Source organism: Allopontixanthobacter sediminis (assembly GCF_009828115.1).
Taxonomy (GTDB): Bacteria; Pseudomonadota; Alphaproteobacteria; order Sphingomonadales; family Sphingomonadaceae; genus Allopontixanthobacter; species Allopontixanthobacter sediminis.
The window spans coordinates 906,893-930,785 of the sequence record NZ_WTYL01000001.1 but is presented as its reverse complement, the minus strand read 5'-3'; the positions used below and the strand labels follow the sequence as shown (position 1 = coordinate 930,785).

At 62.1% G+C, this 23,893-nt stretch carries 23 protein-coding genes and 1 tRNA gene; 5 read left to right on the top strand and 19 right to left on the bottom strand.

Going from position 1 to position 23,893, the window contains the following annotated elements:
- The first annotated feature begins 1 nt into the window (after position 1).
- Positions 2-736 (top strand): extensin-like domain-containing protein, encoded by a 735-nt coding sequence (locus GRI65_RS04690; RefSeq protein ID WP_332872595.1) that lies wholly within the window; start codon positions 2-4, stop codon positions 734-736.
- Between the two features lie 3 nt (positions 737-739).
- Here GRI65_RS04690 and phoB read toward each other — a convergent pair whose 3' ends face one another.
- The 9 genes from phoB to recJ form a co-directional block, all read right to left on the bottom strand.
- Complete coding sequence (gene phoB, locus GRI65_RS04685; RefSeq protein WP_160755334.1) at positions 740-1,429, bottom strand: phosphate regulon transcriptional regulator PhoB; 690 nt, start codon at positions 1,427-1,429, stop codon at positions 740-742.
- Positions 1,430-1,524: 95 nt separating this feature from the next.
- Entirely contained in the window at positions 1,525-2,190 is a 666-nt protein-coding gene (gene phoU / locus GRI65_RS04680; protein ID WP_160755333.1) for a phosphate signaling complex protein PhoU, read from the bottom strand.
- Positions 2,190-2,936, bottom strand: a complete 747-nt coding sequence (pstB, locus tag GRI65_RS04675) for a phosphate ABC transporter ATP-binding protein PstB (RefSeq protein WP_232843966.1) — start codon at positions 2,934-2,936, stop codon at positions 2,190-2,192. The genes phoU and pstB overlap by 1 nt, the downstream gene beginning before the upstream one ends.
- A gap of 38 nt (positions 2,937-2,974) precedes the next feature.
- Positions 2,975-4,225, bottom strand: coding sequence for a phosphate ABC transporter permease PstA (gene pstA / locus GRI65_RS04670; protein ID WP_160755331.1), 1,251 nt, complete (start codon positions 4,223-4,225; stop codon positions 2,975-2,977).
- Complete coding sequence (pstC, locus tag GRI65_RS04665) at positions 4,218-5,603, bottom strand: phosphate ABC transporter permease subunit PstC (RefSeq protein ID WP_202391095.1); 1,386 nt, start codon at positions 5,601-5,603, stop codon at positions 4,218-4,220. Before pstC ends, pstA begins: the two co-directional genes overlap by 8 nt.
- A gap of 10 nt (positions 5,604-5,613) precedes the next feature.
- The gene (locus tag GRI65_RS04660) at positions 5,614-6,657 is read right to left on the bottom strand and encodes a substrate-binding domain-containing protein (RefSeq protein WP_160755330.1); all 1,044 of its coding nucleotides are present in this window, start codon (positions 6,655-6,657) and stop codon (positions 5,614-5,616) included.
- Positions 6,658-6,759: 102 nt separating this feature from the next.
- Complete coding sequence (locus GRI65_RS04655) at positions 6,760-7,956, bottom strand: sensor histidine kinase (RefSeq protein WP_160755329.1); 1,197 nt, start codon at positions 7,954-7,956, stop codon at positions 6,760-6,762.
- Between the two features lie 131 nt (positions 7,957-8,087).
- Positions 8,088-8,162, bottom strand: a tRNA-Glu gene (locus GRI65_RS04650).
- A 116-nt stretch (positions 8,163-8,278) separates the two neighbouring features.
- A complete protein-coding gene (recJ, locus tag GRI65_RS04645) occupies positions 8,279-10,078 on the bottom strand; it encodes a single-stranded-DNA-specific exonuclease RecJ (protein WP_160755328.1) in 1,800 nt (599 codons plus the stop codon).
- Between the two features lie 80 nt (positions 10,079-10,158).
- Between recJ and GRI65_RS04640 the strand changes: the two genes are divergently transcribed.
- Complete coding sequence (locus tag GRI65_RS04640; RefSeq protein ID WP_160755327.1) at positions 10,159-10,650, top strand: flavodoxin family protein; 492 nt, start codon at positions 10,159-10,161, stop codon at positions 10,648-10,650.
- Between the two features lie 226 nt (positions 10,651-10,876).
- Positions 10,877-11,563, top strand: coding sequence for a hypothetical protein (locus tag GRI65_RS04635; protein ID WP_160755326.1), 687 nt, complete (start codon positions 10,877-10,879; stop codon positions 11,561-11,563).
- A gap of 12 nt (positions 11,564-11,575) precedes the next feature.
- Here the strand turns inward: GRI65_RS04635 and GRI65_RS04630 are convergent, their stop codons facing one another.
- The 9 genes from GRI65_RS04630 to miaA all read right to left on the bottom strand — a co-directional run bounded on the left by GRI65_RS04630 (position 11,576) and on the right by miaA (position 21,406).
- Complete coding sequence (locus GRI65_RS04630) at positions 11,576-12,541, bottom strand: NAD(P)H-dependent flavin oxidoreductase (RefSeq protein ID WP_160755325.1); 966 nt, start codon at positions 12,539-12,541, stop codon at positions 11,576-11,578.
- 104 nt (positions 12,542-12,645) lie between these two features.
- Positions 12,646-13,689 (bottom strand): amidohydrolase family protein, encoded by a 1,044-nt coding sequence (locus GRI65_RS04625; RefSeq protein WP_160755324.1) that lies wholly within the window; start codon positions 13,687-13,689, stop codon positions 12,646-12,648.
- A 68-nt stretch (positions 13,690-13,757) separates the two neighbouring features.
- Positions 13,758-15,437 (bottom strand): 2-isopropylmalate synthase, encoded by a 1,680-nt coding sequence (gene leuA, locus GRI65_RS04620; RefSeq protein WP_160755323.1) that lies wholly within the window; start codon positions 15,435-15,437, stop codon positions 13,758-13,760.
- Between the two features lie 227 nt (positions 15,438-15,664).
- Positions 15,665-16,315 (bottom strand): YceI family protein, encoded by a 651-nt coding sequence (locus GRI65_RS04615; protein WP_160755322.1) that lies wholly within the window; start codon positions 16,313-16,315, stop codon positions 15,665-15,667.
- 55 nt (positions 16,316-16,370) lie between these two features.
- The gene (locus GRI65_RS15430; RefSeq protein WP_160755321.1) at positions 16,371-16,829 is read right to left on the bottom strand and encodes an I78 family peptidase inhibitor; all 459 of its coding nucleotides are present in this window, start codon (positions 16,827-16,829) and stop codon (positions 16,371-16,373) included.
- A 69-nt stretch (positions 16,830-16,898) separates the two neighbouring features.
- Positions 16,899-17,933 (bottom strand): ketol-acid reductoisomerase, encoded by a 1,035-nt coding sequence (gene ilvC, locus GRI65_RS04605; protein ID WP_160755320.1) that lies wholly within the window; start codon positions 17,931-17,933, stop codon positions 16,899-16,901.
- A gap of 97 nt (positions 17,934-18,030) precedes the next feature.
- The gene (gene ilvN / locus GRI65_RS04600) at positions 18,031-18,546 is read right to left on the bottom strand and encodes an acetolactate synthase small subunit (RefSeq protein WP_160755319.1); all 516 of its coding nucleotides are present in this window, start codon (positions 18,544-18,546) and stop codon (positions 18,031-18,033) included.
- Complete coding sequence (ilvB, locus tag GRI65_RS04595) at positions 18,546-20,330, bottom strand: biosynthetic-type acetolactate synthase large subunit (protein WP_160755318.1); 1,785 nt, start codon at positions 20,328-20,330, stop codon at positions 18,546-18,548. The genes ilvN and ilvB overlap by 1 nt, the downstream gene beginning before the upstream one ends.
- A gap of 104 nt (positions 20,331-20,434) precedes the next feature.
- Complete coding sequence (gene miaA / locus GRI65_RS04590; protein WP_160755317.1) at positions 20,435-21,406, bottom strand: tRNA (adenosine(37)-N6)-dimethylallyltransferase MiaA; 972 nt, start codon at positions 21,404-21,406, stop codon at positions 20,435-20,437.
- Between miaA and serB the strand changes: the two genes are divergently transcribed.
- Positions 21,399-22,280: a phosphoserine phosphatase SerB gene (serB, locus tag GRI65_RS04585; protein WP_160755316.1), complete on the top strand. Its 882-nt coding sequence runs from the start codon at positions 21,399-21,401 to the stop codon at positions 22,278-22,280. The genes miaA and serB overlap by 8 nt on opposite strands.
- A gap of 78 nt (positions 22,281-22,358) precedes the next feature.
- Positions 22,359-23,198, top strand: coding sequence for a Coq4 family protein (locus GRI65_RS04580; protein WP_160755315.1), 840 nt, complete (start codon positions 22,359-22,361; stop codon positions 23,196-23,198).
- A 6-nt stretch (positions 23,199-23,204) separates the two neighbouring features.
- On the opposite strand, the gene GRI65_RS04575 is transcribed toward GRI65_RS04580, so the two are convergent.
- Positions 23,205-23,891 carry a nitroreductase family protein gene (locus GRI65_RS04575; protein ID WP_160755314.1) on the bottom strand — a complete coding sequence of 229 codons (687 nt, stop codon included), beginning with the start codon at positions 23,889-23,891 and terminating at the stop codon, positions 23,205-23,207.
- Positions 23,892-23,893: the final 2 nt, after the last annotated feature.

Below are 23,893 nucleotides of genomic sequence, written 5' to 3'. Positions count from 1 at the left end.
GGTGAAGGCTCCCCGCATCTCTCGCACGATTGGCCGGTTCAAGGGCGAACGACGGTTGATCGTGCTGCTGATCCTGGTCGCCATCGCCCTTGCCGGGCGCGGATGGCTGGCGGAAAACCCGCAGCATGATCCGTGGGCTCCGCTCGACCTGAACGATCCGCCAGGGTGGGCCACCGAGCGCAAACTGCTGGCTTTGCGGGACGATCCGCAAACCTGCCGCGATGTGCTGACCCGCAGCGATGTGGCCTTCACTTCGCTGGACCCGGCCGGACAGGACGAGTGCCGCAGGACCGACCGCACGGTCCTCGGCAATTTACCGCTATCGCCCGCTCCGCCGCCAACAACCTGTGCGGTAGGGGCGGGAGTGTATCTATGGCTGCGCGACGTCGCCCAGCCGGCTGCCGAAGAGATACTCGGCAGCCGGATTGCCCGCGTCGAGCATTACGGAGCCTATAGCTGCCGCCGCCTGTATGGCCGGTCGGACGGCCGCTGGAGCGAACATGCGACCGGAAACGCAATCGATATCGGCGGGTTCGTGTTGGAAGACGGGCGCCGGGTCACCGTGCTTGGCGATTGGGATGATAGTGGCGAAGGTCCTGAAGCCCGCTTTCTGAGCCAGGTACGCGACGGTGCGTGCGACCTGTATTCGACGGTGCTGTCACCCGAATACAACGAGGCGCACCGCGACCACTTTCATTTCGACCAGTCGCCGCGATACCGCGGCGTCTGTCGGTAATTCTCAGACCGCTTCCATCGCGTAGCCGGCGGAACGCACGGTGCGGATCGGATCCTTTGCCCCATCGACCTCGATTGCCTTGCGAAGGCGCCGGATATGGACATCCACGGTGCGCAGTTCGATATCGCTACCGGTCCCCCACACCCCGTCGAGCAGCTGGCCGCGGGAAAATACCCGCCCCGGGCTTTCCATAAAGAACTTGAGCAAGCGATACTCGGTCGGGCCAAGCTGCAGCGGGCGACCGCGGCGGCCGACCTTGTGCGCGACCGGGTCAAGGTGGATATCGCCGACTTCGATCGATTCCCCTGCCAATGCCGGTCGGATACGCCGCATGACGGCGGCCACGCGGGCGAGCAGTTCGCGCGGGCTGAACGGCTTGGTCAGGTAATCGTCCGCCCCGGTTTCCAGGCCGCGAATCCGGTCGTCCTCATTCTCGCGCGCGGTAAGCATGATGATCGGGACATGGGCGGTCTTCTTGTCGCGACGCAGGCGGCGACACACTTCGATGCCGCTGGTCCCCTCGATCATCCAGTCCAGGATGATGAGATCGGGAACGTCTTCCTCGGCGAGCAGGAGGGCTTCGTCTCCGTCCGAAGTGGTCCGGACATCGTAGCCTTCGTTCTCAAACCGAAACTCCAGCAATTCGGCCAGGGCCGGGTCGTCTTCTACCAATAAAAGTTTTGCGGCGGACATATTAGCGACTCGCTTCCGTTGACTGGAATACCCACGCACCGGAAATGTTACGTAATCACGACAACACTGTGACGCGCAATCCGCCGATGATGGTTCTAGCGATCGTCCGGTGGGTAATTGCCGGTGGCGGCGAAGTGAACCATTTCGGCGACATTGGTTGCGTGATCGCCGATCCGTTCTAGGTTGCGAGCCACGAACAGGATCTGCGCCGCACTAGAAATAGTCGCAGGATTTTCCATCATGTAACTGACAACGTTACGGAAAATGCTGTTGTAGAAGGCGTCGACCTTGTCGTCTGTGGCGATGACTTCGAGCGCCAGAACAGGGTCCCGCGCAGCATAGGCGGTCAGCACATCATGGACCATCTCGGCCGCGATATCGCCCATTGCGGGCAGCAGCGTGAGCGGTTCGAAATGTTTGCGGGCCTCGATCTTGCCCACGCGCTTCGCAATGTTCTTGGAATAATCGCCAATCCGTTCGACCACTCCGGCGATCTTGAGCGCGGCAATGACTTCACGCAGATCGTCGGCCATCGGCGCGCGCAGGGCGATGATCCGCACGGCCAGCTTGTCGACTTCGGATTCCAGCGCATCAATCTTCTTGTCGCGAACGACTACCCCGTCGGCGAGGTCTTCGTCGCCCTTGATCATCGCCTCGAGCGATTCCTGGATCGACAATTCGGCCAGACCACCCATTTCCGCGATCAGACCGCGCAAGCGGGTGATGTCTTCGTCAAATGCCTTGACCGTATGCTCTGCCATTACCCGTAACGTCCTGTGATGTAATCCTTGGTCCGCTCCTCGAGCGGATTGGTGAATATGTCAGAAGTACGACCATATTCCACCATTTTTCCCAAATGGAAGAATGCGGTGCGCTGGGAGACGCGGGCAGCCTGCTGCATGGAGTGAGTCACGATGACAATGGCATAACTACCGTTGAGTTCGTCGATCAGTTCCTCGATTTTCGCGGTCGCGATCGGATCGAGCGCCGAGCACGGTTCGTCCATCAGGATCACCTCGGGGTCAACGGCGATTGCCCGGGCGATACACAGGCGCTGCTGCTGGCCGCCGGACAGGGCCGTGCCGCTGTCTTCGAGGCGGTCCTTGACCTCGTTCCACAGCCCCGCACGGCGGAGCGATTTCTCGACCACTTCGTCCAGTTCCGTCTTGCCGCTGGCAAGGCCGTGAATCTTGGGGCCGTAAGCGATGTTGTCGTAGATCGATTTGGGGAAAGGGTTCGGTTTCTGGAACACCATGCCGACCCGCGCGCGCAACTGGACCACGTCCATCTTCGAGCGGTAGACATCCTCGCCGTCGAGCGTGATCGATCCTTCCACGCGCGCCGAAGGGATGGTGTCGTTCATCCGGTTGAGCGTGCGCAGGAACGTCGATTTGCCGCACCCGGAGGGGCCGATGAAAGCGGTCACGTATTTCGTCGGAATGTCGATCGACACTTCGTCGATCGCTTTCTTGTCGCCGTAATACACCGACACTTCCCGCGCGCTCATCTTGGCGTCGGTCTTTTCCAGGTTGGGATGGACTACAGTCACCACTTTTTCTCGAAACGGTTGCGCAGATAGATGGCGAGGCCATTCATCAGCAGGAGGAATACCAATAGCACAATAATCGCCGCAGATGTCCGTTCAACGAACCCGCGGTCGATTTCGTCCGACCACAGGAAAATCTGTACTGGCAGGACGGTGGCGGGCGAAGTGAACCCGTCAGGCGGGGTGGCGACGAAGGCGCGCATCCCGATCATCAGCAGCGGCGCCGTTTCCCCCAGCGCGCGGGCCATGCCGATGATCGTGCCTGTCAGAATGCCGGGCAGGGCGAGCGGCAACACGTGATGGAACACCACCTGGACCTTGGATGCGCCGATCGCGAGGGCACCGTCGCGGATCGACGGGGGCACCGCCTTGATCGCGTTCCGTCCGGAAATGACAATGACCGGCATGGTCATCAGGGCGAGGGTCATCCCGCCGATGAGCGGCGCGGACCGCATGTTGGGAAACAGCCAAAGGAACACCGCAAGGCCGAGCAGCCCGAAGATGATCGAGGGCACTGCGGCCAGATTGTTGATCGACACCTCGATCACGTCGGTCCAGCGGTTTTTGGGGGCGTATTCCTCTAGATAGAGTGCGGCCATGACCCCGATGGGAAAAGCCAGCAGCAGCGTCACGATCATCGTCAGCATGGAGCCTTTGAGCGCGCCCCAGATGCCGACTTCCTGCGGATCGGTGGCGTCGGCGCGTTCGAGGAAGCCGAGGTCGAGTTTCGTTTCCAGCTTGCCCTGCGCCGACAATTGCGCCGCGAGGGCCTTCATCTCGTCCGACCCTTCGCCGCTGAGACCTGCGGCGAGGTCTGGGCTGGCGGGGAGGGAGAAGGTCTCCTCCCGCTGCAGGATCGAAGGATCGTCGATAATCTCGTCCGCAACCTGGCGCCATGCGCTGGTGCTGATCTCAGCGCCGCCAGCTTCGCCCAGCTGCTGCTCGGCAAAATATTCGACAGTGGCGGGCAGGCCCTGCGCTTCCAGTACCTGGACCGCGCCGATCTGCGACAATGTGGTTTGATCCCCTGAAAGTCCTGCCTCGGTGAAGTCGATGGCGACGTTCATTTCCGCACGCTGGAAACCGCCAATCCCGTTGATGGTCATGGTGATCAGCAGAAAGGCGAGCACGGCGACCGAAAAAAGGATCGCGCCCAGACCGGCCAGCTTGAACCGCCGCTCCGCTGCGTAACGCTTCTTCAACCGCGCCTCGAAGGCGGGTGTGCGGGTGGGGGCGATACGCTCACTCATAAGCTTCGCGGAACCTCTTCACGACGCGCAGGGCGATGAAATTCAGGCCGAGGGTGACGACAAACAAGACGAATCCCAGGGCGAAGGCGGCGAGCGTGGCAGGATGGTCGAAACTGCCTTCGCCGGTCAGCATGGCGACGATCTGGAAAGTTACCGTTGTCATGGCTTCAAGCGGATTGCCAGTGAGATTGGCGGCAGCGCCTGCCGCCATCACCACGATCATGGTCTCGCCGATGGCGCGGCTGACGGCCAGCATGACGCCCGCGACGATGCCGGGAAGGGCGGCGGGCACCAGCACCCGGCGGATGGTTTCGGACCGGGTCGCGCCCATCGCCAGGCTGCCGTCACGCATGGCTTGCGGCACAGCGGCAATGGAATCGTCTGCCATGGAGGATACGAACGGAATGATCATCACCCCCATAACCAGGCCGGCGGCAAGCGCGCTTTCACTCGATGCATTGCTGATTCCGATCGCCTGCGCCCAGTCCCGGATCGCAGGGGCCACGGTCAGCGCGGCAAAGTAGCCGTAAACGACGGTCGGAACCCCGGCGAGGATTTCCAGCGCCGGCTTGACCCACGAACGCACGCGTGGATCGGCGTACTGCGTCAGGTAGATCGCACTCATCAGGCCCAGCGGTATCGCCACGATCATTGCGATGATCGCACCGATGTAGATGGTACCCCAGAACAGCGGTATGGCCCCGTAGCGCGAACCGTCGGGATTGTCCGGATTGCTCATCGGGTCGGGACCCCACTGGGTACCGAACAGGAAGTCTATCGGGCTGACCATGCCGAAAAAGCGCACAGTCTCGAACACCAGGCTGACCGCGATGCCCAGCGTGGTCAGGATTGCGACCAACGACGCGAGCAGCAGGATTACCATCACTGCCCGTTCGACCCGGGTCCGGGCAGCGAAGTCGGGCTTGACCCTCAGGAAGGACCAGACACCGGTGAGGAAGGCGATCACCAGCGTGCTCAGCACTCCGATGATGTTGTAGCGGGTGATCGCTTGCTTGTACGGCTCCACCAAGGCGGCCGCTTCTTCGTTGAATACGGCCCGCGCGCTGCCGCCGGCAACGGCGCGGGCCTCACTCATAATCGAATCGCGCTGGAAGCCGAACGCCGGCAATTCTGCCGCTGCGGGCGACGACAACACAGTCTGCGTAACCAGTTGCGGAGCGATTGCCGACCATAGCGCGATGAACATGACCACCGGGATCACGATCCACAGCGCCACGTACCACGCGTGATAGTTCGGCAATGCCGCAATTCGGCCGTTCACGGCGTCCCGCTTGAACGTCCACGCCCTGGCGCGGGCGGCAAGCCACCCGGCCAGACCCAGCCCGAAAGCCAATAACAGCAGAATTATCGGGGACATCAGTCAGACCTTATTTCAAGTCCGCGCCGCTCATGGTCCCGAATTCGGTAGCTGCCTTGGCGTTGGCCGCCCGCACGTCATCCGGCGAAGCTACCAAGCCGATCTGGGCTAGCGGGCCGTCTTTCGACCAGCTCTTGACCCATTCCGCCAGATATTCCGGCAGGCCGGGGATGGCTTGCAGATGGGCCTTCTTCACATAGATATACAGCGGCCGTGCGCCGGGATAGGCGAAGCTCGAGATGTTTTCGTAAGTCGGCTCGACGCCGTTCATCGAGAGGCCCTGGACCTTGTCGAGGTTCTTCTCGAGGTAGGAGTAGCCGAATATGCCGACAGCCTTGGGATTGTTCTCGATCTTCTGGACGATCAGATTGTCCTGTTCGCCTTGATCGACATAGGCGCCGTCGGACCGGACTTCGGTGCAGACCTGGGTGTGCAGGTCTTCGTCGCTGTCTTTCAGCGCCTTCATTTCCACGTTGCTGTCACAGCCGGGTTCCAAGACCAGTTCCTTCAGCGCGTCGCGCGTACCGGATGTGGAAGGCGGACCATAAACCAGAATTGGCTCCTGCGGCAGGGACGGGTCGACGTCGGACCACAATTTGGCGGTCTGTTCCTTGCCGTACGGCTTGGCGGCGATCGCTTCATAGATGATTTTCGGGGTCAGGTTCATGTCGATCCCGCCCTGCATGGACGCAAAGGCAATTCCGTCGAGCCCAACCTGAAGTTCGATGATGTCCTCCACGCCGTTGGCAACGCAGGTGTCGAATTCGGATTTCTTCATCCGGCGCGAAGCGTTGGCCATGTCGGGAGTGCTGGCACCAACCCCGGCGCAGAAAAGCTTGATCCCGCCGCCGGTCCCGGTCGATTCGATGATCGGCGAGGTCATGCCCGGGTTCGACTGGGTGAACGTCTCGGCAATTTTCTTCGCGAACGGATAGACGGTGGACGATCCCACCGCGCGGATCGAATCGCGGGTCGTGTCGCTGGTACCGCCGCAGGCGGAAAGCGTGGCGACGAGGGCCAGCGCAGGCAGCGCAAGGATTGTTCTGAATGACATAATTTGTTCCTGTTCCTGATGACCCCGACGGCGGAAAACTACATCAAGCTTCCCCGGCACCGTAGCTGTCTGGTCGCCGCATGTTCAAGTTATGTGACAAATTCATGTCAAATATTCTGCCGGTTCCCGAAACGCCGGAATTCGGACGGTCACTAAAGTCCCCTGACCAACCTCGCTGCTGATGTCGAGGCGGCCGCGGTGACGTTCCACGATATGCTTCACGATGGCGAGGCCGAGGCCGGTTCCGCCCGATGCGCGGCTTCGCCCAGGGTCGGTGCGATAGAACCGACGGGTGAGGTGGGGGATGTGTTCCGGGGCTATGCCGTCGCCGCGGTCCTGAACCGTCAGTTTCGCATCACCGTTGTCATCGTTGAGGAGGGATACAGTCACATTTTTATCTGCGTCGCCATATTTTAGCGCGTTATCGACGAGGTTGCGGACGAGTTGTTCCAATTGTCGCGCGTCCCCAAGCACCGTGACGTCATTCGGCAATTGGGCATCGATTCGGCCCATCCGGGCCTCGCCTGCCGCGTCGCGAGTGGCGGTCTCCACCAGTTTGCGCAGTTCGATCTTTTCTTCCGGTTCGTCGTATTTTTCTGCCTCGACCCTGGAAAGTGACATCAGGTCGCTGACCAGCCCTTGAAGCCGGTTCGCCTCGGAAAGAATCGTGGTGAGGAATTTCTTGCGGGTTGCGGGCGGAACCGCGGCTTCTTCGTCGCTCAGCGTTTCGACATAGCCGATGATCGAGGCCAGCGGGGTGCGCAGTTCGTGGCTGGCGTTGGCAACAAAATCGGTGTGCGCCCGGCTGACCTGCGCTTCGGAGGTCTGGTTGAGCAGTTCGACGACCGCGAACCGATCGTCCATTATCTGCCGGTTCATCTGCCAGATATCCTTGCGGCGGGCGAGGTTCTGGATCAGCGCGCTACCGGGCCGGTCCTGCATCATCAGGGCGATCGCCTCGGGGTGGCGGAACGCGACCCGCACATCCTGGCCGACGATATGCGATCCCAGCACCTTGCGCGCGGCTTCGTTGGCGATGGCCACGCGGTTGAGTTCGGTCATCAGCAGCGGGGTTGCGGAATGTTCGATCAGTTGCGTAATCGTGGCCTGGCTGAACGGGCTCTTCGGCGGCATCGCATTGGGCGGGGGCGGGTGGGACGAGACCAGGAACAGCGACCCGATCCACAGCAACCCGGCGCCGAGCACCAGCCACGGGTTGGTACCCACCAGACCCATCGCCAGACTTACGGCCACCGCGATGAAAATGCCCGGCCAGGGTACGTTGCGACCTTTGTCCATGGGAGGGGGCGTTAGCCTCAAAGGCGCAACGCCGCCACCACCAAATACCCGGAAATTCGGGAATCGGGCCGGAATACCAAGGTTGGAAAAGGGTGCTTCCGGCCATGCTGCCGGAACGATGCCACCAGAAATGGTGACCCCTACGGGAATCGAACCCGTGTTTCAGCCGTGAAAGGGCCGCGTCCTAACCGCTAGACGAAGGGGCCAAACCGATGGTGTGCCAAAGGTCAGGGCGCGCAATTAGGCAGGGTTCGCCTGCACGTCAAGGCGAGTTTTACCGAAATCCTGCTTCTTGCCGGAATTCCGCACAGGATCGGCGCGTTCAGTCTGCCCAGGCAGCGTCTTCGAGATGCAGTTCCGCTTGCGGGCGTGATGCCCAGTCGTCGATCTTGGCACGGCCGGCCAGCCATAACGATCGGCCGCGCGATCCGTGAAGGAGGGCCTGGCCCATATCGCTATCCACCGCCCGGAAAGCAATCGCCTTGAAGCTCTTCCCGTCCTGGCCCGCCGCGATCAACCGGACATGGTCGGTCCCGACGATATCGGCCTTGACCAGTCGCACCGGCCCGACCGCGATCCTCGGCCCCGGCCAGCCGATCCCGAACGGCCCCGCGCTGTCCATGGTTTCAACCAGTAGCGGCGTGAGACCACCGGGGGCGAGCGCCAGATCGAGCTGGATGACCTGTTTCGCCATCGCCAACCCCACCGCGCTGGCCAGCCGCTCGTCCAGCCAGTCGGCCAGTGCTTCCACCTGATCCCGGTCTATCGTCAGCCCGGCCGCCATGGCGTGTCCGCCGCCCGCCACCAGCAGGCCCTGTTCACGCGCCGCTATGATTGCCGCGCCGAGGTCCACCCCGGCGATTGATCGGCCAGAGCCTTTACCTTGCAGCTCTCCGTCACCATTCTCGACATCGAGCGCGATGACGAGCGCCGGTTTGCCGGTCTTTTCCTTGATTCGCCCGGCGACGATCCCGATCACCCCGGGGTGCCAGCCCTGTCCCGCCACCACGATCACCGAGCGGTTGTGCTGGCGGTCCAGTTGCAGTTCGGCCGCGTCTTGCACTTCGGCTTCGATGGCGCGGCGTTCTTCGTTCAGGATCGATAGCTGCGCGGCGATGCTCATGGCTTCGTCCGGGTCTTCGGTAGTCAGCAGCCGCACTCCGAGAGTCGATTCGCCAACCCGCCCGCCGGCGTTGATCCTGGGTCCAAGGGCAAAGCCGAGATCGCCGCAGGCGGGAGCGCGCTTCAGACGGCTTGCATCGATGAGCGCCGCCATCCCGACGTTATCCCGCCGCGCCATGACCTTGAGGCCCTGCGCGACGAATGCGCGGTTGAGCCCGTGAAGCGCCGCCACGTCGGCCACGGTGCCAAGCGCAACAAGGTCGAGCAGCGCCATCAGGTCGGGCTCGGCGCGGGTTTCGAAATAGCCATGCCCGCGCAATGTCCGCACGACCGCGATCGCGAGCAGGAACGCCACGCCGACTGCGGCCAGGTGACCATGCGACGCGCCTAGATCGCTCTCGTCGAGCCGGTTGGGGTTCACCATTGCAGCGACTTTTGGCAAATCAGGCGAACATTTGTGGTGATCGACCACGATCACGTCGACCCCTGCATCGTGTGCCAACGCCAGCGCGTCGTGCGCCATCGCGCCGCAATCGACCGTCACGATCAGGCTGCAGCCCTCCTGCGCCAATTGGACCAGCGCCTTTCCGCTCGGGCCGTAACCTTCGAGAAGCCGGTCGGGAATGTAATAGCGCGCGTCATGGCCGAGCATCCGCAGCAAGCGGATCATCAGCGCTGCGCTGGTCGCGCCGTCGACATCGTAATCGCCGTAGATGGTGGTGGATTCGCGGCCCAGGACCGCCTGCGCGATGCGCTCCGCCGCGGCATCCATGTCCTGGAAAGCGGATGGATCGGGCAGGAACCCGCGAAGCGTCGGCGTCCGCTGGCGTTCGACATCATCCGACTGGACGCCGCGCGATAGCAGCAACTGGGTGACGATGTCGTTTTCGAGCCCGGTTACTTCCTGGCGCACATCCATGTTGCCGCCGCGCCAATGCCACGCCTTGCCCGACAGCGAGCTGGTGACGCCAAAGACGGGGGACCTGGTTCGTGATGACATCTTCGGTCCGTAAAGGAATTGCACCGCTGCGCAAAGGGTCGGTGATTGACAATCGACAGCACGGGGCGACAATCGTCCTCATGGATATCCCGCACAAAACGCTGCTGATCGCCTGGCACAGCCGTACCGGCGCGAGCCGGGCAATGGCGCGCGCGGCGGCGGAAGGCGCGGGGCAACGCTCGCTCATCCTGTATGCGGACGATGTAACGCCAGACCATATCCTGGCCTGCGCGGCGTATCTGTTCGTGTGCCCGGAAAACCTGGCCACCATGAGCGGCCTGATGAAGGAAATGTTCGACCGCTGCTATTATCCGGTATTGGGCAGGATCGAGGGGCGGGCTTACGCGACAATAATCGCCGCCGGATCCGACGGGGAGGGTGCCGAGGCCCAGATCGACCGGATCGCCAAAGGGTGGCGCCTGCGCCGGATTGCAGAGCCGTTGATCGTCAATTTCAACGCGCAGACGCCCGAAACCATCCTTGCCGACAAGACCGTGGAAGCGGATCAGTTGGAACGCTGCCGCGAACTCGGAGCGGGGCTTGCCGAAGGATTGGTGCTTGGCATCTTTTAATTAACTGTACTGGAATGACGCATCCATAACGGATTAAACACTTTTTCGGGGACTCGACGGGCAAGACAAATGGGGCCAAGTAAACCATAGTATTTGCACCAGGGGACTAAAGACCATCGATCGTCGTATGGATATCGACCGGCTCGATCGAATTGGTGGCGTTCTCCTCCTTTTCGAGGGCGGCGAACGCCTTGATGCACAATCCGTGCATGAAATCGTGGACAAATTGGACAACGTCTCAATTAGTCTCGACCCGCGGGACAACCTCGACCGCCCCGAGACTCACGCAGGGTCGGGTCCGGCGCTGGAATGGCTTGAGTTGCTGATCGGCGGAATGACATTCGACCTGGTCGGCCTGGCACCTGGACGGTCGGTAAATGTGCCTGACATCCGGCACTGGGTCGATATGCCGGACGGCACCATCCAGACTGCGTTTGATTCGCTATTCCTGATGCCCGGACCGCATCTTGCCGGCGGCGCCAACACCATACCGGTCGTACGGACGCTGTTCGAGCTGGTCGCCCGGTTCGCCGCCGAAGCGCCGCCGCAACTCCGTACCATTTGCTGGCCGCCCGCAGCCATGGCGACAGCGCCTGATTTCTTCCGTGCCCATGCTGAAAACTGGCAGAATGGCGGGCCATTCCCGTCCCGGCTGCTCGCTGGCTACAAGCAAATGAGCGACGGTGGATTGCAATCCGAAGGGCTAGCCTTTTTCACCGGACAGGAAATTCGCATCGAACCCGATTCTGTGGGCGACTATCCCACCGCTACCCAATTAGCGGGCCGACTGGTGCAGCAACTCGCGCAGCACGGCCCGCTGACGCAGAGCGAGGAAGTGATTGCACCCGACGGCGGGCAAATGCGCCTGGTGCCTTCGGGGAACGGAAAATTCGTCCGAGTCTGGCGGAGCTGAACCGCTGACGCCTCAGGTTTTTGCGGCCAGATCCACGATTGCTTGCCGGTACTCGCGCTCCAGCTGGTCCACCCGGTCTGCCACGCTGTCGACCTTGTCGACCATTCCGACGCCCTGACCCGAACCCCAGATATCCTTCCATGCCTTGGCCTTGCTGTTGCCTCCGGAACCGAAGTTCATCGCACTGGGATCGCTGGTCGGAAGGTTTTCCGGGTCCAGACCGGCTTTTTCGATCGAGCCGCGTAAGTAGTTGCCGTGAACGCCGGTGAACAAATTGGTGTAGACGATGTCCGCCGCGTTGCTGTCGACGATTTCCTGCTTGTAGGCTTCGTCCGCATTGGCTTCCTTGGTCGCGATCCAGGGCGACCCGATGTAGGCGAAGTCGGCGCCCATTGCCTGTGCCGCAAGCACCGAACGGCCATGGGAGATCGAGCCTGATAGCGCCACCAGCCCGTCAAACCAGCTGCGGATTTCCTGCATCAGCGCGAAGGGGGATTGCACCCCTGCATGCCCGCCGGCACCGGCAGCGACGGGGATCAGGCCGTCGGCACCCTTCTCGATCGCCTTGTGAGCGAATTTGTCGTTGATGATGTCGTGCAGCACGATGCCGCCCCAGCTGTGAGCAGCGTCGAAGACTTCCTCCCTCGCGCCGAGCGAGGTGATCATCATCGGCACCTGCCACTTGCCGCACATCGCGATGTCTTCTTCCAAGCGATTGTTGCTGCGGTGGACGATCTGGTTGACCGCATAGGGCGCGGCGGGACGGTCGGGATTGTCGCGATTATGCGCCGCAAGTTCCTCGGTGATCTGATGCAGCCATTCGTCGAGCTGGGAAATCGGCCGGGCGTTGAGCGCGGGGAAGGATCCGACAATCCCCGCTTTGCACTGCGCGATAACCAGCTCCGGGCCGGATACGATGAACAACGGCGAACCGATGATGGGCAGGCGAAGGCGGTCGAAAGGGGCGGGTAACGCCATGGATTTCTCCGTTGCTGAATGAAACTCGTCTGCGGGCTTATGCGGCAAATGGCTGCTTGTCGATATGGCGCGGGAACATGGTGCGGCGGTGCATTTCGCGAGGCTCAGTCGAGCAAGTCCTCGATGCCGTAGAAACTCGCGGCGGTCCCTGCGTAAAGCGCGCGCTTTTCGTCCGCCGATGCGCCCGCGGTGATGCGTTTGAAGGCGTTCCACAAAACCGGATAGCTCGCGCCCCACCGGTCCACGGGATAGTTGCTTTCGAACATCGCCCGGGCAGGACCGAAGGATTCGATGCAGGTTTCGATATAGGGTTGCCACAATTCGGCAAGCGCCTGCGACCCGGTGCCGATGGCTGGTCCCTCTTCCGGCATCCGGCAAAATGCCATCGCGAGACCGCCGAGCTTGACGGAGACGTTGGGACATTCCGAAAGCCGCTCGATCGCCTTTTTCCAACGTTCGAAATGCTGTGGCAATTTGCCGCGGTAGGATGCGATGTTGAGAGGCGTACCGCAGTGATCGAGCACGATCGGCTGGTCGGGAAACTTGCGGGCAAGGGCGATCACATCCACCAGTTGCGGCTCCAGCACCCACGCGTCGAAGCTCAGCCCGTATGCGCCGAGATGCGCGAAGCCTTTCTGGAATTCGTCGCTTGCCAGCAGCCCTTCACGCGCGTGGAATGGCGGTCCGAGCGTCGCGGGATCGCTGTCCCACGCGCCGGAATGGCGGATGCCGCGGAACCGGCCGCCGCCTGCCGCGATCAGGCGTTCCAGCACCGGCGCCGCGGCATCGCCCAGCAGCATATCGGCATGCCCAACAATTGCCGCGCAGGCCCGCAGCGGGCCGTAAAGACCGCTCGCACTTTGCGCGGCCACCCCGTTGACGAATTCGACCTCACCGACCGGCTTGAAGGCTTCCTCCGCATCGGCCCGGTAGAATGCGCCGCATTCCATGAACACCGTGCCGACGATGTTGTGGCCGCTGGTGAGGTCGGCGTGCAATTGGTCGAACGCGTAATAGGGCGCGCCGGCGATTGTCTCGATAAACGCATGCCGGGGTTCCGGAAACATCGGAATCAGCGGCCTCAGGTCCCACAAATGATGATGTGGATCGATGATCGCGAGTTCAGGCTCGAGGATGTCTTCGGTCAATTGCGGTCTCCGTTACAGCGCCCGAACTACACCAAACCAGGCGGGCGCATAGCGAATAGACCAGGGTTCTAACCCGCGACTGCCGTATTCGCTGCGCTCAGCACGGCGCGGACACTGGCAGTGGCAATATCCTCGTCGATGCCGCAGCCCCAGATGGTCCGTCCATCGGCAGTCCGGCATTCGAGATAGGCGGCGGCATTCGCATCGGTGCCCGCGCCGAGCGCGTGCTCGGTGTAATCGGTCACTTCCAGTTCAACCCCGAAACTGTCGCGGATGGTGCTCATCACGCTGGAGATCAGGCCATTGCCGCGTCCACTAACGCTCTGGGCCTTGCCCGCGACCTCGATGGTGCCGGTGAACAAACGTGTGCCGTCAGCCGCGCGGCTTTCCTCGTAGTCGACGAGTTGGAAATGCTTGGCCTTGGTTTGCACATGGTAGGCCGCGCGAAACGCCTGCCAGATATCTGCGGCGTTCAGCTCGCGGCCCAGTTCGTCCGCCATCCGCTGCACATTCGGAGCGAAATCGGCCTGCATCTTCTTGGGCAGCTTGAGGCCCTGATCCTGTTCCAGAACCCACGCAAAGCCGCCTTTGCCGCTTTGTGAATTGACCCGGATAACCGCTTCGTAGCTGCGGCCCAGATCTGCCGGGTCGATTGGCAGGTAGGGCACGCGCCATGCCTCGTCATTCTGCGTTTCGCGTGCGGAAAAGCCCTTCTTGATCGCGTCCTGGTGGCTACCGGAAAAGGCCGTGAACACCAGTTCGCCGCCATAGGGGTGACGCTGGTGCACGGGGAGTTCATTGCAATATTCGACCGTTTCGATCACCCGGTCGATGTCCGAAAAATCAAGGCCGGGGTCGATCCCCTGCGTGTACATATTGAGGGCGACGGTCACGAGACAGCAATTGCCGGTCCGCTCGCCATTGCCGAACAGGCAACCTTCCACCCGGTCTGCGCCGGCCATCAGGCCCAGTTCGGCGGCCGCAACACCGGTGCCGCGGTCGTTATGGGTGTGCAAGCTGATCACCGCCGCGTCGCGGTTCGGCAAGTTACGACAGAAATACTCGATCTGGTCGGCGTAGATATTGGGCGTCGCTGCCTCAACCGTGGCGGGCAGGTTGAGGATGATCGGGCGTTCGCGCGTGGGTTGGAGCACGTCCATCACCGCCTCGCAAACCTCGATACTGAAATCCAGTTCGGCGGTCGAGAAAGTTTCCGGACTATACTGGAAATGCCATTCGGTACCCGGACGCGCGGCGGCTTCGTCGCGCATGATTTTCGCCCCGTCGACCGCGATCTGGCGCACTTCGTCCTTGCTCATGCGGAACACGATATCGCGCCATGCCGGGCTGACCGCGTTGTACATGTGGACCACCGCGGCATGCACTCCCTCGATACTGTCGAAGGACGTGCGGATCAAATCCTGCCGCGACTGGGTGAGGACCTGGACCATGACATCCGCCGGAATGCTGCCGGAATCGACCAGCCCGCGGATGAAGTCGAACTCGGTAGCGCCCGCGCTCGGGAAGCCGACTTCGATCTCCTTGACGCCAATATCCACCAGCAGGTCGAAGAACCGCCGCTTCTTGAGCGCATCCATCGGATCGACGATTGCCTGGTTGCCGTCCCGCAGGTCGGTCGACAGCCAGCGCGGCGGTACGGTAATCGTTCGCGACGGCCACTGCCGGTCGGGCAGGCTGATCGGAGCGAAAGGCGAATATTTACGCGAAGGTTCGCGAAGCATGGACATGGGAAGGTTCTCTGACGAAGGAAAATGTCGGGACGGAGCTACCCTTGGGCGACCCGGCGCGCCGCATCAGGCACCGCCGCACATCACGCCCAAGGGCGGATAAGTCGTAGTAGCAAGTCCCGCTGCATCGTCATGCTGCCGCTATGTGCAATTAAACGTCCGCTGTCCAGTCCGCGCGCGCAATTTTCTTCCCGGTTTGCGCGCGCGGAGTGGTGTCGGCGGATGCGTTACTGTTTTTCAAACGCCGCCGAGATATCGAGTTCGACCTCGTCCCCGACCATCGGAATACCGTAGCCGATACCGAACTCGGACCGCTTGATGGTGGTGCTGCCTTCGAAACCGATGGTTTCCTTGCGGTTCATCGGGTTGGCACCGGCGCCAGTGAATTCCGCGTTGATCGTGACCGGGCGGGTCACACCGTTAAGTGTCAGATCGCCCGTAATATCGGCGGTGGTATCACCGGTCCGGAGAACCTGAGTGGAAACGAACCGCGCCGGGGCCGGATCGGGACCGAAGAAATCCGGCGTGCCGCCCTCCTTGCCCGGGCGCAACAAATGATCGCGCAGACCTTCGCTCGCCACGGTGACCATGCCGATCGGGATCATGATTTCCAATTCGGCCGAAGACACATCGGCCGGATCCAGCTGCAGGGCACCTTCGACCGAACCAAACACTCCGAAATAATCGTTGAAACCGAAGTGGTTAACCCGCCAGCCGACAAGCGTATGTGCGGGATCGACGGCGTAAGTGCCGGCGGACACGCGTGATGCGTCCATGGCGCCGGGAACTTGTGCCGGTGCATTCTGGGCGGACAGGGTGGCCACACCGCCAAGGGCGAGGGCGGCGGCGAAAGCGGTCATCAGTTTTATGGTCTTCATCGGTTACTCCATACCTACTGCGGGGGGGCAAGTAGCGCCGATTGTTACCATAAACCTATCCGCAGCGGAAATCCCGGATGATACCGCCCGCGTCCATCATCACATTCAACCTGTTGTTGTTGAAGTCCTGCGTCTGTGCTTCGCCAGGCCGGATGAACCGGATTCCGCCGCGCGGCTGCGACTTTTCGGCGATCTGCAGACGAAGCGGCGCGCTGTCGGCTTGCCCGAGAAATTCCGCAGCCGCGGTGGCGCCGCAGGAACTGGACGATGGATCGGTCGGGGTGCGCGGCTCGACCGGCCCGGGCGCTGCGCCGGGCAACGGAGCGGCGACGTTGGGGGAGCCTTGCGGCGCGGGGCCTGTGGCCGCGGCGATCGGCGAGGTGCCATTTATTCGCGTAGCATATTCCTCGGCCGTTTCGGTTTGTTCCGCCGAGCCGCCGCAAGCAGCCAGCAGGGCGAAAACAGGGAGGGGGAGCAGGCAGAGGCGAGAAAATTTACGGTAGATTGTCGTCACAACAAAACTCCTCAAGATTCCTGCCCTGTCCGCTCCCCCGATGTCAGTATTATGACAATGGCCGCCAGACTAGTTCTTGGCCTTGTCGACCAGCTGGTTCTTGGCGATCCACGGCATCATGGCCCGCAATTCTGCGCCCACCTGTTCGATCTGGTGCGCAGCGGCAGCCTTGCGGCTCGCCTTGAGTTCCGGTTGCCCGGCGCGGTTGTCGAGTACGAAATCTTTCACGAACCGGCCCGCCTGGATGTCCTGGAGAACGCGCTTCATTTCCGCCTTGGTTTCGGCGGTGATGATCCGGGGGCCGGTCTTGATGTCGCCATATTCGGCGGTGTTGCTGATCGAATAGCGCATGTTGGCGATGCCGCCTTCATACAGCAGGTCGACGATCAGCTTGGTTTCGTGGAGGCATTCGAAATAGGCCATTTCGGGCGCGTACCCGGCTTCGACCAAGGTCTCGAAACCAGCCTGGATCAGATGGGTGATCCCGCCGCACAACACGGCCTGTTCACCGAACAGGTCGGTTTCGCATTCCTCTCGGAAGGTCGTCTCGATGATCCCGCTGCGGCCGCCGCCAACGGCGGAGGCATAGGACAGGGCAAGCGCGTGGGCGTAATTGTTGCCGCTAGTGCCTTCGGCTTCCTGCGCCACCGCGACCAGGCACGGCACGCCGCCGCCCTTTACATATTCGCTGCGAACGGTGTGGCCGGGACCCTTGGGGGCAACCATGAAGACGTCGAGATCGGGACGCGCCTCGATCAGGCCGAAATGCACATTGAGTCCGTGGGCGAAGGCCAGCGCCGCGCCGGATTTCATGTTTGCCGCCAGATCGTCCGCGTAAATCGCGGCCTGGTGTTCGTCCGGCGCGAGGACCATGATCACGTCGGCCCATTTCGCCGCATCGGCGTTGGACATGACCTTGAAGCCGGCCGCTTCCGCCTTCTTCGCGGTAGCCGAACCTTCACGCAGCGCGATGGCGATTTCGCCGACACCGCTGTCGCGCAGGTTCTGGGCATGGGCGTGGCCCTGGCTGCCATAACCGACGATGGCAATTTTCTTGCCCTTGATCAGGTCCTGGTCGGCATCGGCGTCGTAAAAAACTTTCATTATTTTCCCATTCTGGCGTCATCCCGGTCAGGACCGGAATCGTTGAGTGAAGTCCAATCCGGGCGGCTGCCCGAACTTGCGTAGGATATCAGAAAATTCAGGTCCCTTCGGCGCCGCGCATCATTCCGGCGATCCCGGTCCGGCCGACCTCGACCAGGCCGAGTTCGCGCATCAGGGCGATGAAGCTGTCGATCTTGTCCGGCGCGCCGGTCAATTCGAAGATAAAGCTGGAGGTCGTGGTGTCGACCACCTGCGCCCGGAAAACATCCGCCAGCCGCAACGCTTCGACCCGGTGCTCACCGGTTCCTGCGACCTTGATCAGCGCCAGCTCCCGCTCGACATGCTTGCCGGTTTCGGTGAGGTCGACGACGCGGTGTACCGAGACCAGCCGTTCCAGCTGTGCCCGGATCTGGTCGATCACCTGCGGCGGGCCCTGGGTCACGATGGTGATCCGGCTGACCGCATGGTTCTCGGAAATATCGGCGACGGTCAGGCTGTCGATATTATAGCCGCGCGCGGTGAACATGCCGGCGATCCGCGCAAGGATCCCCGCCTCGTTATCGACGGTCACGGTCAGGACGTGCCGCTCGGCTTCTGCCTGCTGGATTTTCATCAGACCAGTGCCTTCGCTTCATCGTCCATCGTGCCGCTGGCCTGATCGCCATGCATCAGCATCTCGGTATGAGCGGAACCGTTGGTGATCATCGGGTAGCAATTGGCGTCTTTCGACACCTGGCAATCGACGATTACCGGGCCGTCATGCGCCAACATCGCCTCGATCCCGGCGTCCAGACCCGCTTGTTCGGTAATGCGGATACCTTTCCAGCCATAGGCTTCGCCGAGCCTGACGAAGTCGGGCAGGCTGTCCGAATAACTGTTGGAATAGCGGCTCTCATAGGTCAGTTCCTGCCATTGGCGGACCATGCCCATATATTCGTTGTTGAGGATGAAAATCTTCACCGGCAAACGGTACTGGCTGGCCGTGCCGAGTTCCTGGATGTTCATCTGGATCGAGGCTTCACCGGCAATGTCGATTACCAGCGCATCCGGATTGCCCAATTGTGCGCCAATCGCAGCCGGCAGGCCGTAACCCATGGTGCCGAGACCGCCGCTGGTGAGCCATTTGTTGGGGCCGAAGAACCCGAAATACTGCGCTGCCCACATCTGGTGCTGGCCGACCTCGGTGGTGATGATCGGGTCACGGTCGCGGGTGAGGGCGAACAGCCGCTCGACCGCAAGTTGCGGCATGATCGTGCTCTTGCTTTCCGGATAGGCGAGACTTTCCCGGGCGCGCCAGCCGGCGATGCGGGCTTTCCATTCGCCAAGGTCGCGTGGCTTCCGGTCTTCCCAAGCCGAAATCAACTGTTCCAGCACCGTGGCGCAATCCCCCACGATGCCGAGTTCGACCGGAACGATCTTGTTGATCGAGGCGCGGTCGATATCGATGTGGATCTTGGTGGAGTTCGGCGAGAACGCATCGAGCCGTCCGGTAACCCGGTCATCGAACCGTGCGCCGACGCAGATCATCACGTCGCAGCGGTTCATTGCCATGTTGGCTTCGAAAGTGCCGTGCATCCCCAGCATGCCCAGCCAGTCGGGATGGTCCGCCGGAAACGCGCCAAGGCCCATGAGGGTGGATGTTACCGGAGCGCCGGTCAGGTCCTGCAACTGGCGCAGCAGCGCACTGGCCCGGGGTCCGGAATTGATGATGCCGCCGCCGGTGTAGAATACCGGTGCTTCGGCCTTGCTCATCAGTTCGATGGCTTGGGCGATCTGGTCGGGCTCGGCTACCGTCTGCGGCTGATAGCGGGAGGAGGCGAGGGCCGCTGGCTTCTCGCCCGACTCGGTCCCGAATTCCGCCTGTGCGATCTGCACGTCCTTGGGAATGTCGATCAGGACCGGACCGGGGCGGCCGGTGGTCGCGATGCGGAACGCCTCGGCAATCGTCGGTGCGAGTGCCGCGGGGTCTTTCACGAGGTAATTGTGCTTGGTGCAATGGCGAGTGATGCCGATCGTGTCGGCTTCCTGGAATGCATCCGTGCCGATCAGCGCGGTCGGCACCTGTCCGGTGATGATAACCAGCGGAATCGAATCCATGAAGGCGTCGGCGATGCCCGTGACCGCGTTGGTCGCGCCGGGACCGGAGGTGACCAGCACCACGCCGGGCTTGCCGGTGGAACGCGCGTACCCTTCCGCCGCATGCGCCGCGCCGGCTTCATGCCGCACGAGAATGTGGCGGATACGCTGATCGGCGAACAACTCGTCATAGATCGGCAGCACGGCTCCGCCGGGATAACCGAAGATAAACTCGACACCCTGCTGGACGAGACACTCGACCAGGATCGCCGCGCCGCTGCGCTCGCTATTTTTACTGTGGCCCGGTGCTGGGCTGGACATGATCTTCTCCAACGAATGTGGTCCGGAAGCACCCCTGACACAGGAGCAGAGACCGGACCAGTGATGGCGCACCTAAGGACACAAAAGTATTGTGTCAACCATAATTAGCGTAATATTCTTGCGAATAGAGCGGCAACTGAGTCATTATCCACTGTTGCCCGAGGCCACTCCGCCGGAGGTTGGTTGCGAAACCAGGTATATTGCCGTTTGGAATATTGGCGCGTTGCGAGTTGTCCGGCCGTGATAATGGCTTCTTCGCTGAGGTCACCCCGAAGCCACGAAGCAATTTCCCGGACCCCGATCGCTCGCATGACCGGCAGTGCCGGATCGAGATTGCGGGCTACCAGGGCCTCGACCTCCTCCGCCGCACCTGCCTCCAACATCGCCGCAAACCTGCTGTCACAGCGATCATACAGCACCGTTCTGTCCGGCAGCAGGATCAGCGGATGGAGGTCGATTGCGTCCCCGATTCCTCCGACTTGCTGCTGTTGCCAGTGATGGAGCGGTTTGCCGGTCGATCGGACCACCTCCAGCGCGCGTGCGGTGCGGCTGTTATCCGCCGGCGCCAGCTTCGCCGCGGCATGCGGGTCCTCGTCCAGCAAGACGCGGCGCGCCTCCGCTTGGGGCAGGGCGCGCACTTCTGCCCGGATATGCGGATCGATCTCAGGGATCGGGGCGATCCCGTCGAGCAGGGTCCGCAGATACAATCCAGTCCCGCCGACCAGGATTGGAACCCCGCCGTCGCGGTGCAGATCGGCAATTTCCCGCTTTGCCGCCTCCGCCCAGTTCCCCGCTGAACATGGCTCCGCGCCGTCCCATGTGCCGAACAGGCGGTGGTCGGTGCCGCGCATTTCCTCCTCGGAAGGGCGCGCGCTGAGTATCTGCAGGTCCCGGTAAACCTGCGCGCTGTCGGCGTTGATCACCGCTGCCTTGCGGCCCCGTTTGCCCAAGGCCAGCGCCAGCTCGACCGCCAGATCGCTCTTGCCGCTGGCGGTCGGCCCTGCAATGAGCGCCACCGGCGGAAGCTCTGCGGAGGTGCCGCCAGCAATATTTGTAGGAGATTCCCTGGTGCTCATCGCCCGCCTGATAGCAGACCCCAGCGCGCTGGAAACTCGCCTCGATGCAGCTGTGGACGCTTTGTCGGCGGCCGACATGCGGGTGGCCGTAGCGCGGATGCTGGATTTCTGCGGCGATGTGCTGGAAATCGCCCTGCCGGACGGTGATCCCGTGATCCTCCGCAAAATCCTTGACCAGCACTTCACGCCTTCCGACTTGCTGGTCTCGCAAGCGGAAATCCAGGTGCCGCATCTGTTCGTATCAGACATGGATTCCACCATGATCGGACAGGAATGCATCGACGAGCTGGCGGACTTCGCCGGCTTGAAGGAGCGCGTCTCCGACATCACCGAGCGCGCGATGCGAGGCGAACTGGATTTCGTGACGGCGCTGAACGAGCGGGTCGGCTTGCTCGACGGTTTGGGCGAGGACACCATCCGGCAATGCCTGGACGAGCGGATCACCGCGGTTCCGGGAGCGCGGACATTGGTGGCGACGTTGCAAGCGCGCGGGTGCCGCACCGTTCTGGTCACGGGGGGCTTTCACCATTTTGCCGATCCTGTGGCGGAGATGCTCGGGTTTGAACGGGTGGTCGGAAACCGGCTAGGCGTGGCGGATGGCAAGCTAACCGGTGGCCTCGACGGCTCGATTGTCGACAGTTCGGTGAAGGAAGCGGTGCTGCGCGGCGAGATGGACGAATTGGGCGACGGCGCGATCAGCCTTGCGACCGGTGACGGCGCGAACGACATCCCGATGCTGCAGGCCGCTAGTTACGGGATGGCCTACCGCGCCAAGCCCAAGGCTCGCGTCGCGGCCAACGGCTGGATCGACCGCGGCGACCTGACGGCGATACTCTCGCTGCTCGGCATCCCGGAAAGCGACTGGGTTAGCTGATCATCCGCTGGCGGACTTTGGTCTGGAAACGTTAATCAAGTGACGCTATATTGACATCATTGTCAGTAAGGGCCCGTGATGAACGCAACCACCTCTATCCAATCCGATGTTTCTGCGCAGCCCAATGACTTGGCGCGGGACGGGACGATTTTCCTCCATCCCGGCCGCGTTCCCCTGCGCACCCGGCCGCTGAAGGCGATCGGACACTGGAACGAGCTGATGAAGAACAAGGAGAATACCGAGGAGGTATTCCACATCTTCGAATGTTTCCCATCGGGCAATTTCTTGCCCCGCGCCCGGGAATTTACCCTGAGCGAAAAGGGGCAGGAAATTCGCGCTTCGGAACCTTACCTGCCCGATATTCTCGACGATCATGTGGCGCTGCGCAAATTGCCGGCGGGCACCGTCGCCCACGCCTATGTCGATTTCATGGAGCGGGAAGGGCTGTCCGCCGCCGGACTGGTCGCGGAACATGACCGCTTTCGCGGTGACCGCCCGCGTTTCGACGATCTGGTCGAATGGTTCTCAAACCGCCAGCGCGACGTCCATGACATGCTGCATGTACTGACCGGCTACGGCCGCGATGCGCTGGGCGAGCAATGCGTTCTCGCGTTCACCTACAGCCAGCAGCCGTCCTTCGCGCATCTGTTTATCGCTTATGCCGGCGGGCTCAATATCAAGAAGCAGGTCAAGACCAGCGCGCCGGTGTTCAAGGCCGTGACCGAGGCCAAGCGGCTCGGCAAGGCATGCCCGCGCGTGGTCGAAATGCCGATCCGCGAATTGCTTGCCACCCCGCTGGAACAGGCGCGGCGGGAAATGAACATCGGTCAGCCGGTCCACTACGCCGCCGCACACCGCGTATGGCAGAGCGAGGCGATCGATCCGTATGATTTGCTAGGGCAGGCGAAAGCGGCCTGAAGGTTACTAAAGCCAGCTGGCGATCTGGCTTAGCGGCTTTTTCCGTACCGCGTGTTCGGGGACGGTGGCATCCGGAGCGGGGTGGCCGACCACCACGATCATCAGCGGTTTTTCCTCCGCCGGGCGTCCGCAGATCTCTCGCAGGAACCCCATCGGTGACGGGGTATGCGTCAGCGTTGCCAAGCCAAGTTCATGAAGCGTCGCAATCAGCATCCCGCAGGCAATCCCGACGCTCTCGCTGACGTAGTAATTCTGCGTCTGCCCGTCGTCCTCGATTCCGCCCTTGCGCTGGGCGAAGCACACGATCAGCCATGGTGCTGTCTCGAGGAACGGCTTGTTTTCGTCGGTTCCAATCGGCGCCAGCGCATCGAGCCAGTCACCCGAAGCCTTGGGCTTTGCGCCTTCCGCACCGTAGAACTGCCGCTCCTCCGCCTCCGCCGCCTCGCGAATGGCGCGCTTGGTTTCGGGGCTGGAAATGGCAGTGAAATGCCACGGTTGGTGATTGGCACCATTGGGCGCAGTTCCGGCAGCAAGGATCGCAGACCCGATGATCTCGCGCGGGACGGGCTGGTCAGTGAAGGATCGGCAGGACCGACGGGTCTTGAGCCGTTCATACGCCGCCGCCGCGCGCGCGATGCGCTCCTCGTCAGTATAATCCGGCATCGCGGGGTAGGGACGATGTGCCTCGGTCATTA

What these genes read in the sequence shown, in the direction of transcription:
- phoB (WP_160755334.1), bottom strand. Translation starts at nt 1,429, where the DNA reads ATGTCCGCCGCAAAACTTTTATTGGTAGAAGACGACCCGGCCCTGGCC.
- phoU (WP_160755333.1), bottom strand. Translation starts at nt 2,190, where the DNA reads ATGGCAGAGCATACGGTCAAGGCATTTGACGAAGACATCACCCGCTTG.
- pstB (WP_232843966.1), bottom strand. Translation starts at nt 2,936, where the DNA reads ATGAGCGCGCGGGAAGTGTCGGTGTATTACGGCGACAAGAAAGCGATC.
- pstA (WP_160755331.1), bottom strand. Translation starts at nt 4,225, where the DNA reads ATGAGTGAGCGTATCGCCCCCACCCGCACACCCGCCTTCGAGGCGCGG.
- pstC (WP_202391095.1), bottom strand. Translation starts at nt 5,603, where the DNA reads ATGTCCCCGATAATTCTGCTGTTATTGGCTTTCGGGCTGGGTCTGGCC.
- GRI65_RS04660 (WP_160755330.1), bottom strand. Translation starts at nt 6,657, where the DNA reads ATGTCATTCAGAACAATCCTTGCGCTGCCTGCGCTGGCCCTCGTCGCC.
- GRI65_RS04655 (WP_160755329.1), bottom strand. Translation starts at nt 7,956, where the DNA reads ATGGACAAAGGTCGCAACGTACCCTGGCCGGGCATTTTCATCGCGGTG.
- recJ (WP_160755328.1), bottom strand. Translation starts at nt 10,078, where the DNA reads ATGTCATCACGAACCAGGTCCCCCGTCTTTGGCGTCACCAGCTCGCTG.
- GRI65_RS04640 (WP_160755327.1), top strand. Translation starts at nt 10,159, where the DNA reads ATGGATATCCCGCACAAAACGCTGCTGATCGCCTGGCACAGCCGTACC.
- GRI65_RS04630 (WP_160755325.1), bottom strand. Translation starts at nt 12,541, where the DNA reads ATGGCGTTACCCGCCCCTTTCGACCGCCTTCGCCTGCCCATCATCGGT.
- leuA (WP_160755323.1), bottom strand. Translation starts at nt 15,437, where the DNA reads ATGTCCATGCTTCGCGAACCTTCGCGTAAATATTCGCCTTTCGCTCCG.
- GRI65_RS04615 (WP_160755322.1), bottom strand. Translation starts at nt 16,315, where the DNA reads ATGAAGACCATAAAACTGATGACCGCTTTCGCCGCCGCCCTCGCCCTT.
- ilvC (WP_160755320.1), bottom strand. Translation starts at nt 17,933, where the DNA reads ATGAAAGTTTTTTACGACGCCGATGCCGACCAGGACCTGATCAAGGGC.
- ilvN (WP_160755319.1), bottom strand. Translation starts at nt 18,546, where the DNA reads ATGAAAATCCAGCAGGCAGAAGCCGAGCGGCACGTCCTGACCGTGACC.
- ilvB (WP_160755318.1), bottom strand. Translation starts at nt 20,330, where the DNA reads ATGTCCAGCCCAGCACCGGGCCACAGTAAAAATAGCGAGCGCAGCGGC.
- miaA (WP_160755317.1), bottom strand. Translation starts at nt 21,406, where the DNA reads ATGAGCACCAGGGAATCTCCTACAAATATTGCTGGCGGCACCTCCGCA.
- GRI65_RS04580 (WP_160755315.1), top strand. Translation starts at nt 22,359, where the DNA reads ATGAACGCAACCACCTCTATCCAATCCGATGTTTCTGCGCAGCCCAAT.
- GRI65_RS04575 (WP_160755314.1), bottom strand. Translation starts at nt 23,891, where the DNA reads ATGACCGAGGCACATCGTCCCTACCCCGCGATGCCGGATTATACTGAC.